The 13,997-nt window shown below is 51.9% G+C and carries 12 protein-coding genes; 5 read left to right on the plus strand and 7 right to left on the minus strand.

What is annotated here, in order from left to right; translation table 11 throughout:
* Positions 1 to 120: 120 nt before the first annotated feature.
* Positions 121 to 480 carry a hypothetical protein gene (locus LVJ88_RS00710; protein WP_085356817.1) on the minus strand — a complete coding sequence of 120 codons (360 nt, stop codon included), beginning with the start codon at positions 478 to 480 and terminating at the stop codon, positions 121 to 123.
* A gap of 326 nt (positions 481 to 806) precedes the next feature.
* On the minus strand, positions 807 to 1,856 hold the full coding sequence (locus LVJ88_RS00715; protein WP_143773674.1) for a factor H binding protein domain-containing protein: 1,050 nt from the start codon (positions 1,854 to 1,856) through the stop codon (positions 807 to 809).
* Between the two features lie 133 nt (positions 1,857 to 1,989).
* Between LVJ88_RS00715 and gluQRS the strand changes: the two genes are divergently transcribed.
* Positions 1,990 to 2,913, plus strand: a complete 924-nt coding sequence (gluQRS, locus tag LVJ88_RS00720) for a tRNA glutamyl-Q(34) synthetase GluQRS (RefSeq protein WP_085418606.1) — start codon at positions 1,990 to 1,992, stop codon at positions 2,911 to 2,913.
* A 5-nt stretch (positions 2,914 to 2,918) separates the two neighbouring features.
* On the opposite strand, the gene LVJ88_RS00725 is transcribed toward gluQRS, so the two are convergent.
* Positions 2,919 to 3,230, minus strand: a complete 312-nt coding sequence (locus LVJ88_RS00725; RefSeq protein ID WP_085418607.1) for a porin — start codon at positions 3,228 to 3,230, stop codon at positions 2,919 to 2,921.
* Positions 3,231 to 3,386: 156 nt separating this feature from the next.
* Between LVJ88_RS00725 and LVJ88_RS00730 the strand changes: the two genes are divergently transcribed.
* The 4 genes from LVJ88_RS00730 to LVJ88_RS00745 all read left to right on the plus strand — a co-directional run bounded on the left by LVJ88_RS00730 (position 3,387) and on the right by LVJ88_RS00745 (position 7,422).
* Positions 3,387 to 4,190: a carbon-nitrogen hydrolase family protein gene (locus LVJ88_RS00730; protein WP_085418608.1), complete on the plus strand. Its 804-nt coding sequence runs from the start codon at positions 3,387 to 3,389 to the stop codon at positions 4,188 to 4,190.
* Positions 4,191 to 5,098: 908 nt separating this feature from the next.
* Positions 5,099 to 6,445, plus strand: coding sequence for a YadA family autotransporter adhesin (locus LVJ88_RS00735; RefSeq protein ID WP_085356812.1), 1,347 nt, complete (start codon positions 5,099 to 5,101; stop codon positions 6,443 to 6,445).
* Between the two features lie 83 nt (positions 6,446 to 6,528).
* Positions 6,529 to 6,996 carry an outer membrane protein assembly factor BamE gene (locus LVJ88_RS00740; protein ID WP_054600049.1) on the plus strand — a complete coding sequence of 156 codons (468 nt, stop codon included), beginning with the start codon at positions 6,529 to 6,531 and terminating at the stop codon, positions 6,994 to 6,996.
* 3 nt (positions 6,997 to 6,999) lie between these two features.
* Entirely contained in the window at positions 7,000 to 7,422 is a 423-nt protein-coding gene (locus LVJ88_RS00745) for a murein L,D-transpeptidase (RefSeq protein WP_369799571.1), read from the plus strand.
* An 81-nt stretch (positions 7,423 to 7,503) separates the two neighbouring features.
* Here LVJ88_RS00745 and betT read toward each other — a convergent pair whose 3' ends face one another.
* The 4 genes from betT to betB all read right to left on the minus strand — a co-directional run bounded on the left by betT (position 7,504) and on the right by betB (position 13,964).
* Entirely contained in the window at positions 7,504 to 9,516 is a 2,013-nt protein-coding gene (gene betT, locus LVJ88_RS00750; RefSeq protein ID WP_085418901.1) for a choline BCCT transporter BetT, read from the minus strand.
* Between the two features lie 172 nt (positions 9,517 to 9,688).
* Positions 9,689 to 11,377: a choline dehydrogenase gene (gene betA, locus LVJ88_RS00755; RefSeq protein WP_085418900.1), complete on the minus strand. Its 1,689-nt coding sequence runs from the start codon at positions 11,375 to 11,377 to the stop codon at positions 9,689 to 9,691.
* 149 nt (positions 11,378 to 11,526) lie between these two features.
* Positions 11,527 to 12,438 (minus strand): hypothetical protein, encoded by a 912-nt coding sequence (locus tag LVJ88_RS00760; protein WP_085356808.1) that lies wholly within the window; start codon positions 12,436 to 12,438, stop codon positions 11,527 to 11,529.
* 62 nt (positions 12,439 to 12,500) lie between these two features.
* Positions 12,501 to 13,964 carry a betaine-aldehyde dehydrogenase gene (gene betB / locus LVJ88_RS00765; RefSeq protein ID WP_085418899.1) on the minus strand — a complete coding sequence of 488 codons (1,464 nt, stop codon included), beginning with the start codon at positions 13,962 to 13,964 and terminating at the stop codon, positions 12,501 to 12,503.
* Positions 13,965 to 13,997: the final 33 nt, after the last annotated feature.

The raw sequence follows: 13,997 nt of genomic DNA on the forward strand, positions 1-13,997 counted from the left end.
CCGCAAGCTCAAGGCACACAAACACAAGCCTGATGATTCGCCACTGCTTGAAGAGATTTAAAAAGTATCAGGCCGTCTGAATAAAATGTTTCAGACGGCCTGTTTAACGGTGCAGCCTTATCAGTCTAAATCGGCTTTGTATTCGATAACGCCTTGGCGGTTACGCTCGATAGACACATCCAATGCCTGATCGCGGCGTTTGAATTTCAAATCGGCATCATCATTTTTGATATCCGATTCCACCACTTCAAACCCGTGCCGGCGGGCATGCTCGCGCACCCGTTCCACCAAGTGCGCCACACTGGTGTTACCCGCATCGATGCGGAATTCGGCTTCATAACCGCCGTCGCTTTGGGCATCTGCCTTTACCACTTTCGCACCGCGCGGCTGAAAAATCTCACCCGGCAGCCCGGCCGCTGCCGCACCAGCGGAAAAAAGTGCCATAATGCCCGTTATCAAAAGCGTTTTCGACTGTTTCATCATTACACCTTCATTCATATTACATGTTGATTCCATTGAAATTGCGCACAATATAACCACCAACCCCGCCTGCATCAAGCCGATAAACTTTGTTTTACGCCCATACGTCATTCGGCTGCTTTATGCTTACACTTTATTTCATAAATAGCATGAATATGACGGGAACTTTAGCCAACAATCCCGTTAAAGGCCGTCTGAAAAGCGGTTCAGACGGCCTCAAGTCTATTGCCGTGTCGCTCCTATATAATTGCCAAGCAAAATAAAATGCCAACCGATCGGTTGGCATTTTATTTAAATGTACAACATGAATAAGACAAAGCAAACAATTAACGTTGACCGCCAAAGCCTATTTCAACGTCTTGCTGCTCAATCTCTTGTTCACTGTCACCCGGTATAACAAAATCTGCAACACCAACAATCTCTTCGGCTTTAGGACCGAAAATACCTAAGGCATATTCGCCCTTACCCAATTTCTCAGACACGGCTGTGCCTTCGATTTCTCCACCGTTCTTGAGAACCGGATGCTCTTCTGTTATCTGTTTGATAGATGCTTGATTCAGCTTGATATCACCGAATTGCTCCATGCCGGTAATACTGCCACTGCCCACTCTTTTCTCGAAGTCAATCGTATATTGCAGCGTACCTTCGGCTTTTTCATCGAACGCTTTACCGTTGTAGGTATAAACACCTTCTGTCGGAAGCATTTTGAACGGAGTAACATCACCTTGAATTGCATACCCATTATCAAAACTGAATGTATTTTCGTTTTCAGTATCTTCAGGTGAAGCCTGATTGAATTTCTTCTTCACAAAAGTGCCGGTCAATACTGAATAATGCTGTTTATATAAACGCAAATTACCTTCGACTACTGCTTGCTGGCTCGGTAAACCTTCAATCGTTTGCGTGATGGATTCTTTGAAAGGCAGTGTGTTTAAGCCAAGTTGTAATGACGAAATGTCTATTTTGTCTTGACTACGGTAGGTTTTGCCGTTTAACTGAATCTGATAATTGCTGGCAATGATTTTCCCATTAATAATCGGTTTACCGTTAATCGTTTCAACAATCGTACCAATTTCTTCGTTTTCAAGGTTGGGAACGACCAAAAACGGATAACCGTTTGAAGACTGTTGTGAAGAAGGGGCATTTTCTTCCTGCTTTTTATCTTCCTGCTTTTTATCTTCCTGCTTTTTATCTTCCTGTTTTGTATCTTCCTGTTTTGTATCTTCCTGTTTTGTATCTTCTTGTTTATTGATGGGATCTAGCATTCCAGCAGCGTTAGGTGTACTTTGTGCCGAGGGAACATTATTGCCACTGCTGCCGCAAGCTGCCAATAGTAAAGCAGAGAATGCACACATGAAGAGAGAAGTTTTTTTCATGACTTTCCTTTTTAATATTGTTTAATATTGCACTTTAAAAACCCGAATAATTTTAACACGAATTAAAATAAACTGTACTTTATAAATATAAATTTACACATTTATTGATCAATTTAAACCTTTAAGAAAAAATATGCCACTTTCTCGCTCCTTTCCCCCCTACACCGGCCGCTTTGCACCCAGCCCTACCGGTTTGCTGCATATCGGTTCGCTGCTGACCGCCCTTGCCTCGTATGCCGATGCCAAGGCACACGGCGGGCGGTGGTTGGTTCGCATGGAAGACCTTGATCCGCCGCGCGAAATGGCCGGAGCAGCCGACAATATTCTGCGCACGCTGGAGGCATTCGGTTTCGAGTGGGACGGCGAAGTGGTTTACCAGAGCCGCCGCTATGAGCTGTATGAAGAGGCATTAGGCCGTCTGAAAAAACAAGGGTTGGTGTATCCCTGCTATTGCAGCCGTAAAGACTGGCAGGCCGCGGCGCGGATGGGGGCGGACGGTTTTGTGTATAACGGCCGCTGCGGCAAAGCGGATTACAGGCCGTCTGAAAAAGATTTGGCAAAAACACCCGCGTGGCGGTTGCGTGTGCCCGATGAAAACATAGGCTTTAACGATGAAATTGTCGGGCATTACACCCAAAATCTGGCGTGTGATATCGGCGATTTCGTGTTGTTGCGGGCCGATGGCTTTTGGGCGTATCAGTTGGCGGTGGTGGCAGACGATGCCGAGCAAGGCATCACGCATATTGTGCGCGGGCAGGATCTGCTGGTGTCCACACCGCGGCAGATTTGGCTGCAACGCTGCTTAGGCGCGGATACGCCGCACTATGCGCATTTGCCTTTGTTGGTGAACAGGCAGGGGCAGAAATGGTCGAAACAAACGCTTGCCCCGGCATTGGATGTGAGCCGGAAAGAAAAACTGCTCAGGCAGGTTATGTCTTATCTCAACCTGCCTGCCGCGCCGGAAGTGGAGAGGCCGTCTGAATTATTGGCCTGGACGGTGCAGCATTGGGATATGAACAAAGTGCCGAAAACGGCTGTGTGCACGGAAACCGATTAAACGGCTCAGCCGCCCGCATGTATCGTGCTGTTTTCTTTTTTGCGTTTGAAGTATTCGCGCATCGAGCCGCTGCTGCCCACAGGCGTATCCTGCTCGAACTGCCAGATAACTTTGCTGCCGCCGCCGATGGCATGCGAACCGCGAAAACCGACATAGCTGCCCAAATCTTCAACGGCAGTGCGGGTATTGTTGCCGCCTGTGGCTATTTTGGTTTGCGACACACTCACGCCGCTGCGGATATTGCCGTATAGTTGGATGTCGGCGGATGCCGCCATTGGAGCGAACACCAATAATGTGATAAGGGTTTTGATATACATGGTCCGGCCTTTGAAAACTCTGTCGCAAAATATTGTACAGTAAAACGTCAACGGGATTGCCTAAGCTAAAACAGGCATCCGTCTATTCCATATATAAAGTATGTCGGCACATCGGGCATTGCCACGATAAGGCCGTCTGAAAAAGGAGAACTATCCATGCATACCGTGAGAGTTGCCGCCGTTCAAATGGTGTCGGGTATTGACCCCGAGGCCAATATCCAAACCATGCAACGCTTGGTTGCCAAAGCCGCCGCCGCAGGTGCTGCGTGGGTATTGTTGCCCGAATATTGGCCGTTGATGGGTAAAAACGATACCGACAAACTAACCGTTGCCGAACCTTTGGGGCAAGGCATGTTTCAGACGGCCTTAAGCGAAGCAGCCAAACAAAACGGCGTTGTCCTTTTCGGCGGAACCATACCCCTGCACAGCCCTGACGTTGATAAGGTATTGAACACGATGACGGTGTTCAACCGCAGCGGAGAATGCGTCGGCACCTACAACAAAATACATTTGTTCGGCTACTCGGGCTTGGGCGAACGCTATTCCGAAGCCGACACGATTACAGCCGGGCAGGAAGTTCCCCGCTTTACAGCCGACGGCATCAACTTGGCCGCAGGCGTGTGCTACGACTTGCGCTTTCCCGAATTTTTCCGCGCCCAACTGCCCTTCGACGTACTCTTACTTCCCGCCGCTTTCACCTACACCACAGGCAAAGCACATTGGGAACTGCTTCTGCGCGCCCGTGCCGTAGAAAACCAATGTTATGTGATTGCTTCGGCACAAGGCGGCACACACGAAAGCGGCAGGCGCACATTCGGCCACAGCATGATTATCGACCCGTGGGGCGAAATACTGGATGTGCTGCCGGAAGGCGAAGGCCTTGTGATTGCCGAATTGGATGCGGCACGGCTCAACAGCGTCCGCACCCGATTACCGGCCTTGCAGCATCGCTGCCTGTAACCTGCCGAAACAGACACCAGTATAGTCCATCACCAATATCCGCTCACCGTTCAACAAACAAAATCAGCGTGATCAGGCAATACGCAAGCCGGTCACGCTGCTTCTTTTTTAACGGAATGCACTGTCTCAAGCAGTCTCATCGGTAAAACAACCACTCAAAATTATTCCAAATAGATATTCACAACCGTTTAATTAATTAAATGTCATTAATAACCAGCCTAAACGTATATGCTATTCAAATAAAAATAAAGATAAAGTTATTTTATTTTTATGCAAACGGTATTTGATTTTCACGTCATAAAACCCCGTTTTAAAACCTATCCCGATGGGAAATTTGACAAGCAAGCACAAAAAAAGTGTAAAAAATGCAACAGTTTTTCAAGCAGCTTTTCAAATCAAAAATCTCCAAAACAGGCAAAATATTTATTATTCATAAATAAATAACTTGAATATTTCCTATATTAAATTCAACCCAAACCCATGAAAATTTATGATGTTTAATTAAATGAATTAATTTTCACAATATTAAATTAATTTAATTGAATTATTGTAAAGATTATTTATAAAAAATAAGTAAAATTGTAAAGATAATAAAACATATAATGTATTTGATAAATATTACTCAAGTTAATTTAAAGCATTTCGTCTAACACAGCAAAGATAAGGGGAAGATTTGATTGTAAGAATTTACTTTAGTCAAATGCGGTTAAGCTTTATTATGGGGATAAAGAAACGGATAAGAGTAAGCAATGAAATTGGACGGTTCTGTTTGGGTTTCATTAATTTTTGTTTTAACTGTTGTATCGGGGGTCTGACCTGCATATTTATGCGGGAAAGGCTGTTTGTGCGGCCGAATATGATGTTGGTTGAAGGCTGAAACGATACTCTTTTAAGTTTGGGAGATAACCATGAACCATAAAAATGTTCACACCAATGTTAAACCCCGTCTGCTGGCAGTTTCTGTTGCAGCCGGTTTGATGGTTTTAGCTTCTGGCGCACAAGCCAATGTGGCTTATGTAACCGGCACCAAAAGCAGTGTCGATTATGTGAGCGTAGGCGGCGCAACCAATAACCCTAACCCCTCTGCAAACGGCAATAAAGACAGCTTGGGCGCAAGCGGCCGTTACGGCGTGGCCGTCGGCTGGAATGCTGCGGCCAAAGACCAAAGCACCATCGCCATCGGCACCGGCACCAATGCCAATCTGAACGCCGGCGTTGCCATCGGTTCTTTGGCACAATCTAACGGCGTTGCCGCTACCGCTTTGGGCGGTCAGGCCAATGCCGGTGCTTACGCCTCTACCGCTATCGGCCGTCAAGCCAAATCTACCGGCGGTTCGAGCACTGCCGTAGGTACTAATGCCGCTGCCTCTGCTTCTTACGCTGCCGGTTTCGGCGGCGGCGCCCAAGCCAGCGGAAACTTTGCAACTGCTTTGGGCAGCCAATCTAAAGCAACCGATGTAAGCGCTACCGCTGTCGGCAGCAGCGCGAATGCCAGCGGAATCGCTGCAACCAGCGTAGGCGCAAACGCCCAAGCCTCTGCAGTGGCTTCAACTGCTTTGGGTAACGCTGCCAAAGCAAGCGGTGCCAATGCCGTTGCCATCGGTCGCAATTCCAACGCTTCTTCTGCCAACAGCATTGCCCAAGGCACCAGCGCCCAAGCAACTGCTTTGAATGCCGTTGCCATCGGTAACGGTGCGGTATCGTCTCACGCCGGTTCGGTAGCTTTGGGTTCTGCCTCTAGAACTGCTCCTGCCCAAGGCACAAACAGCGCCACAGTAGGCTCGCTGACTTACGGCGGCTTTGCCGGTACTGCTCCTGTGGGTACGGTAAGCGTGGGTTCTTCAGGTGCCGAGCGTACCGTCACCAACGTAGCGGCAGGCCGCATTACGGCAAACAGCACCGATGCCATCAACGGCAGCCAACTGCACAGCCTGTCTGAAAAAGTAAACCAAAACGGCGGCAACATCACCAACATCAACAATCAAATCACCAACATCAACAACCGTGTGGGTGATTTGGACAAAGACCTGCGTGCGGGTATCGCCGGTGCTACTGCCATCGGCTTCCTGCAACGTCCGAACGAAGCCGGTAAGAGCTTGGTATCTGCCGCTGTGGGCGGTTACAAAAACCAACAGGCTTTGGCTTTGGGCTATGCGCACAACTCTGACAACAACAAGTGGTCTACCAAGTTCGGTGTGGGCGTAAACACCCGTAAAGACGTGAACTGGGGCGCCAGCTTGGGTTACCAGTGGTAATGACCTGCGGGGCCGTCTGAAACGGGCGGCCTGTTTGAGCTAAAGAACGAATCGAATCAAAGAATGATCGAAAGGAAATCATAATGAAACTGTCTGCATTGATTTTACCTCTGGCAGCTGCACTGACACTGGCAGCTTGCGGCAACCTGAGCAAAGTAAGCAAAGACGGCATGACCGACAACCCGGTATGGCCCAACCCTGAAAAAACCACTTTCCGCCACAGCGGTTCGCAACACGGCTCTTGGCCCAACTGGGATAACGTGCGCCAAATCGAAGCCGGTATGAACAAAGACCAGATCTACAACCTGATCGGCCGCCCGCACTTCAACGAAGGCCAATACTTCGTGCGCGAGTGGGACTACCTGTTCAACTACCGCGAAGACGGCCAACACAAAACTTGCCAATACAAAATCTTGTTTGACAAGAAAATGAACGCACAAAGCTTCTTCTGGCTGCCGGAAGGCTGCGGCCCGAAAGCCAAAGCACCCGAAGTTGTGCGCGAAGTGATCATCCGCGAAGTGGAAACTTCTCCGAAGCGCATCCGCCAATAATTTGTGATGAAAACTGTTGCAGTTATTGCCGCCGTGCTGCTCGGCCTGAGCGTTCATGCTCAGGCGGGCAGCACGCCGCATTTGAAGCGTAAAGCGGTGGTGCATACCGACAGGGCGGAATTGTGTTTGGAAAACAACCGCTGCTACCCTGTGTTAATCGGTAAAACCACACCCAAGGGTACGTTCGACCTGAATATCGTCAAAACCAACTGGCGCGGCTATGGCGGCGATGTGATGAAATTCAAAGAAGAAGGCGACTTTATGTTCGCCGTTCACCGCGTGTGGACGCTCAAACCCGAAGAGCGGCGTTTGGAAAGAATCGCTTCTTCGCGAGTAAAAGACCGTATCATGACCAACGGCTGCATCAATGTAACCGATGATGTTTACGAAAAACTCAAAGCCTATTTCGTGCTCGAAGTATTGTAATGCTTGAGAACAAGGCAACCATATCAAAAGGCCGTCTGAAATATTTCAGACGGCCTTTGTTTTCTTACCGCATTGTGCGTATCAACGCTCGAAGTGCAGGAACTGCATGTGCCGTTCGTATTGGTTCAGAATGTCGATAATAATCTGCTCTTTGGTGTAGCCGACGATATCGTAATCCTGACTGCCTTCGCTCAAAAACACCTCGGCGCGATAATATTTATCCTGTTCGCTTCTGGGCGCGATATTACCGGCCTGACCGAGTGCAAACACGGGTTTGATGGCTTCTATCAGCCGCACTTCATAAAGAAAATCCACTTCTTCGCCGTGCAGCACTTCCAGCTTGAATACATGTTTTTCTTTATCTTCCGTAAGCTTGGTTTCAATGCCTTTTTCCTGTAACTCGTGCGCCACTTCGAGCATGGCCGGTTGCAGCGTTTTGATCATAAAGCGCAAAGCGGTTTTCGCACTGGGAAAATCAACCAAACGGCTCAAGCGGTTGCGCCAGTTGCGGCCGTCGTCGAGCACCATCGCTTTGTCGATTTGCGTGGCTTTGCGTTTATTGCCTTCTTGGCGCAGGCAGATCCACATCGAAATCATATACACCACCAACACCAGCGAGAACGGCAACCCTGCCACCACCGACACCGATTGCAGCGAGCTGAAACCGCCGGCAAACAGCAGGCCGAGCGTAATCAGGCCGGTGGCCGCCGCCCAGAACAAACGCAGCCAAATCGGCGCGTCGGCACCTGAAGCCAGATTGCGCGAACTCAGATTTGCCAACACCAGCGCTCCCGAATCGGCCGAAGTCACAAAGAAAATCAGCCCGATAATCACCGCCAGAAACGACCACAGCGAAGCGAGCGGATAATGTTCAAACAGTGCAAACATGCCCATTGCCGGGTTTTCCAACGCGGTTTTGCCCAACTCGACCGCGCCGTTGCTCACCAATTCGATCGCGCTGTTGCCGAAAATCGAGAACCACGCAAAGATAAAGCCGAGCGGGATAAACATCACGCCGAACACAAATTCGCGCAGGGTGCGGCCGCGCGAAATGCGGGCGATAAACAGGCCGACAAACGGCGCCCACGCCACCCACCACGCCCAGAAGAAAATCGTCCAAGCCGATTTCCATTCCGCGCCTTTCTCGCCCGTGTAGGCATACACTTGAAAGGTTTTGCCAAGCAGGGTTTGGAAATAATCGCCGATGTTTTCGGTGAGCGCGTTCAGCAGAAAAACCGACGAACCCATCACCAGCAGCGCAATCAGCAAAAAGGTTGCACCCAGCATATTGATTTCAGACAACCGCCGCACGCCGCGTTCCACGCCCGACATGGCCGACAGCCCCGCCACCACCACCACTGAAATGATAATGGCCGCCTGCACAAACTGGCTGGCGGGAATACCGAACACATGGCTCAAACCCGCATTCGCCTGCAATACGCCGATACCCAAGCTGGTGGCGATACCCAACAGCGTACACACCACACCGAACGTATCCACCGTATTGCCCAGCCAGCCGTCGGTGCGTTTTTGGCCGAACACCGGCACCAATGCGCTGCGCAGAGCCAGCGGCATGTCTTTACGGTAGGCGAAATAAGCCAAAGCCATACCGATTAAGGCGTAGATGCCCCAACCGTGCAGCCCCCAATGCAGAAAGGTTTGCGACAAGGCCTCACGCGCCGCTTCGGGCGTGCCGCCTTCGCCGGTATTGGGCGTGAGATAGTGTGCCAGCGGTTCGGACGCGCCGAAAAACAGCAAATCAATGCCGATGCCCGCCGAAAACAACATCGCCGCCCACGCTAAAAAAGGGAAATCGGGTTTGTCTTGATCTTTGCCCAGCTTGATGTCGCCGTAGCGGGAAAAGCCGACAAACAGCGAAAAAATCGAATATGCCGCCACTACCAGCATGTAATACCAGCCGAAATGATCGGATACCCAGCGCAGCGAGCTGCCGAGCACGTTTTCGCCGATTTCCGGAAACAGAATGGTAAACAGAATCAGAGCGATAGAAATCACCGAAGCGGCGGTGAAAACGGTTTTGTTCACCGCCAGCTTGGGCGCGTCTGCCGCCGTGGAATTGGGTGCACTGTGCATGTATCCTCCTTTTTATGGTTTTTATGTTTTCAGACGGCCTCTCACACCGGTCTGCTTGCTATTAAAGGCCGTCTGAATCCTCGACTCGCTGAAATCGAAAATATTCGGGCTGATTGCTTATCCGTCCGATAAGGCCGTCTGAAAACACGATTCAGACGGCCTCAACCAGCCCTTACGCCCTGCGCTTCGGTTCGCCGCGTATCGGCGCGCCGTCGGCCACATAATAATCCGCCGTCGATTTCGGCAACGGCTGGCGGCCGCGGATTTTGTCGGCGATTTTCTCTGCCAGCATAATCGTCGTGGCGTTCAGATTGCCCGTGATGATGTTCGGCATAATCGACGCATCCACCACGCGCAGGCCGTCGATGCCGTGCACGCGGCCTTCGCCGTCCACCACCGCATCGTTGCTCTCGCCCATCGCGCAGGTGCACGAAGGGTGGTAGGCCGTTTCGGCGTGTTGGCGCACATATTCGTCGAGCTGCTCGTCGGTTTGGATGTTTTCAGACGGCGTGATCACCGCGCCGCGATAGCGGTCGAGCGCGGGCTGGTTCATGATTTCGCGCGTGATGCGGATGGCGGCGCGGAACTCTTCCCAATCCTGTTCGTGGCTCATGTAGTTGAACAAAATGCTCGGATGCTCCGCCGGATTGCGCGATTTCAGCTTGATGCGGCCGCGGCTGGGCGAGCGCATCGAGCCGACGTGCGCCTGAAAACTGTGCGACTTGCTGGCGTTGCGGCCGTCGTAGCGCACGGCAATCGGCAGAAAGTGATATTGGATATTCGGCCACTCGAATTTTTCATGCGAACGGATAAAGCCGCCGCCTTCAAAATGATTGGTCGCGCCCAAGCCCGTACCCAACAACAGCCATTCCGCGCCGATGGCAGGCTTGTTCCACCAATTCGTTGCCGGCGCAATCGACACCGGCTCTTTGCACTCATACTGCATGTAAAGCTCGAGATGGTCTTGCAGATTGTTGCCCACACCCGGCAAATCCAACACCTCGCTCACACCCGCCTCACGCAGCCATTCGCCCGGGCCGACGCCGCTGCGTTGCAGAATCTGCGGCGACGCAATCGCCCCCGCACACAGCAGCACTTCGCGGCGCACTTCGATGCTGTGCGTTTGGTTTTGATGGCTAAAGCGCACGCCGCGCGCGCGTTTGCCGTCAAACAGAATCGTATCGGTGAGCGCGCCGGTGAGAATCGTGAGCCGCTCGCGGTGTTTTGCCATATCCAGATAACCGCGTGCGGTAGAAGCACGGCGGCCGCGCGGCGTCACAAACCTGTCCATCGGGCCGAAGCCTTCCTGCTGATAGCCGTTCAAATCGTCGGTGCGCGGATAGCCCGCATCCACGCCTGCCTGAATCATGGCCTCAAACAACGGGTTCACATTCGGTTTGGCAGTAGTTACATGAATCGGGCCGCTGCCGCCGTGGTAATCGTTTTCGCCCGCATCGCGGTGTTCGGCCTTTTTGAAATAAGGCAGGCAGTCGAGATACGTCCAGTCTTCCAAACCGGGGATTTTCGCCCAATGATCGAAATCCAGCGCATTGCCGCGGATATAGCACATACCGTTAATCAGCGAAGAACCGCCCAAACCCTTGCCGCGCCCGCAATCCATACGGCGGTTGTTCATAAACGGCTCGGGGTCGGTTTTGTAGCCCCAGTTATAAGTCAAACCTTGCAGCGGCATCGCCAGCGCAGCGGGCATCTGCGTGCGGAAATCCAAACGGTAGTCGGGCAGGCCGGCTTCGAGCAGCAGCACCGATACATTTTCGTCTTCCGTCAGCCGCGCCGCCAACACATTGCCCGCACTGCCCGCGCCGATGATAATGTAGTCGTAAGTGGATTTTAGGGTCATGGGTTTCCTTTTTAGTGTGTGGTTTTCAGACGGCCTTTATGTTTGCAGGCCGTCTGAAACAGATTTTGAAACGGATCATGTTCGGGTTTCATCGTCATGATCTTTTGCTAAAAGGCCGTCTGAAAAACCGCATCAGGCGGTTGCCGTCTTCAGGTGTCTGAACTTTTGCCGTTCTGCTTTTCCGCTTGGTTCGGCTGTTTTTTCTTCGCCCTGCTTTTACTCTCAGGCAGCCACGGATTCAAACCTCTCTGCTCAATTTCGGGCTGCCATATTTGAATGATGGCCTTTACTTCTTCCCGGTCGTAGCGGTTTATTTTGACAGCCAAGCGGTTCCACTGGTCTTGGCTCAAATGAAGAACCGCCCAACAGATTAAATAAGGGATATGTGATTCGCGGTCAGGCTCCTCGCAATACCTGACTTCCTGTTCAAGATGTGCCAATCTCTTCTGCAACTGAGAACTTGGCAACGGCGGCGGATACCAAACTTCCACACCATGATCGGCCAGCTCGTTGCAACAGGCTTGCACGGCATAACGCAATGTTTTTTGCAACTCGAAATCACCGAACTGCGGCGCTATCCTATCCCATTGCGCCTGATTAATCTTGGGCAGAATCTTTTTGTATGCCGGCCAAAAAACACGGGCATGACCCGATGCCATCAGTTCTATTACGGCATCCAATTTATCCCGGTCGGAACCGCACATCTTTCCCAGCCAGCTTGCCGCCCATAGTTTTGCCTGATGAAGGGCTTGCTCCGTGCTCCCCGGCGTTTCTTCCTGCGTATCCGGAACGGCATGGAAAACAGCCATTACCTCAGTCCACATTTTGGCGTGCCTGGCACGGATATGGTTGCCGATAGCATCGGTAAAGCTATGCAGCGCGTCCGGGTGTTCATGCTTAAGCGTGTTGATGATTTCGGCCGCGTGTTCGAGATAACCGTAAAGCTGTTTGTCGGTGGGGTGCGAATATTTGTTGGGCATAGGCCAATCCAAACCACGGTCACGCACGGCTTTTTCCAATGCAATTTTGGCCTGCTTAATTTGTTCGATTCTGTTTGCCATTATTTCACTCCCTTCCGCAAGGCAACCCGACATACTGAATTAACGCTTTTTTTCAGACGGCCTCAAAACACCGATTGATAATCCCCCAGCTCCACCAGCACCGATTTGGTTTGCGTGTAGTGCATCAGCGTTTGGATGCCGTTTTCGCGGCCGATGCCGGATTGTTTGTAGCCGCCCACAGGCATTTGCGCGGGCGATTCGCCCCAGGCGTTGATCCAGCAGATGCCCGCCTGAAGTCTGCCGATGATGCGGTGGGCACGTTTGATGTCGGGCGTAACCACGCCTGCGGCCAAGCCGTATTCGGTGTGGTTGGCGCGCACGATCACTTCTTCTTCGGTGGTGTAGGCCAAAATGCTCATCACGGGGCCGAAGATTTCTTCGCGGGTAATCGCCATATCGTCGGTGCAGTCGGTGAACACGGTAGGGGCAACATACGCACCGTGTTCCATGCCGTTTTCTTTCAGACGGCCTCCGCCCGCCAGCAGCCGTGCGCCTTCCGCTTTGCCTCGTTCAATGTAGCCCAGCACTTTTTCCATGTGCGCGAAACTGGCCAGCGGGCCGAAATTCACGTTGTGGTCGAGCGGGTTGCCGGCGCGGATGCGGGCTACGCGCTCCACCACTTTGGCTTCAAACGCTTCTTTTTTGTTCACCGGCACAAACACGCGCGTGCCGTTGGTGCAGACTTGGCCGGAGCTGTAAAAATTGGCCATCAGAGCGATGTCGGCGGCAAGGTTCAAATCGGCATCGTCGCAAATAATCAGCGGCGACTTGCCGCCCAGCTCCATCGTCACTTCTTTCAGGGAAGACGCGGCGGCTTGCGACATCACTTTTTTACCCGTCGCCACACCGCCGGTAAACGACACTTTGGCAATCTGCGGATGGTTGCTCAAGGCCTCGCCCACGCGCCAATCGCCTTGAACCACATTAAACACGCCGTCGGGCAGACCGGCTTCGGTGAAAATTTCCGCCAGTTTCAGCGCGCCGGTAGGCGTCACTTCGCTGGGCTTGAAAATCATGGCGTTACCCGCCGCCAACGCGGGCGCGGCTTTCCACATGGCAATCTGAATCGGATAATTCCACGCGCCGATGCCGGCCACCACGCCCAACGGCTCTTGGCGGGTGTAGGCGAAAGCGGAATCGCGCAGGGGAATTTGGCGACCTTCGATCGCCTGCGCCAAACCCGCATAATATTCAATCACATCCGCGCCGGTAACGATATCGACATACAGGGTTTCAGACAGGGGCTTGCCGGTATCCAAGGTTTCGATGCGCGCCAATTCGTCGTTGCGTTCGCGCAAAATGGCCACGGCTTTGAGCAAAATGCGGCTGCGTTCCACGGCGGTCATCGCCGCCCAAACCTTTTGACCCGCCAAGGCCGTCTGAACGGCGGTTTCGATTTCTTCGGCACTGCTTTGCTGAACAGTAGATAAAACATCACCGTTGGCAGGGTTGATATTGCTGAATGTTTCGGCTTGGGAATCGGCGTTTACATAAGCGCCGTTGATGTATGCGGTGAGTATTTGCATGAAGAACCTCTCTTGTCTTGACCAATCGGACAG

This window comes from Neisseria dumasiana, from assembly GCF_022870885.1.
In the GTDB taxonomy this organism is placed as follows: domain Bacteria; phylum Pseudomonadota; class Gammaproteobacteria; order Burkholderiales; family Neisseriaceae; genus Neisseria; species Neisseria dumasiana.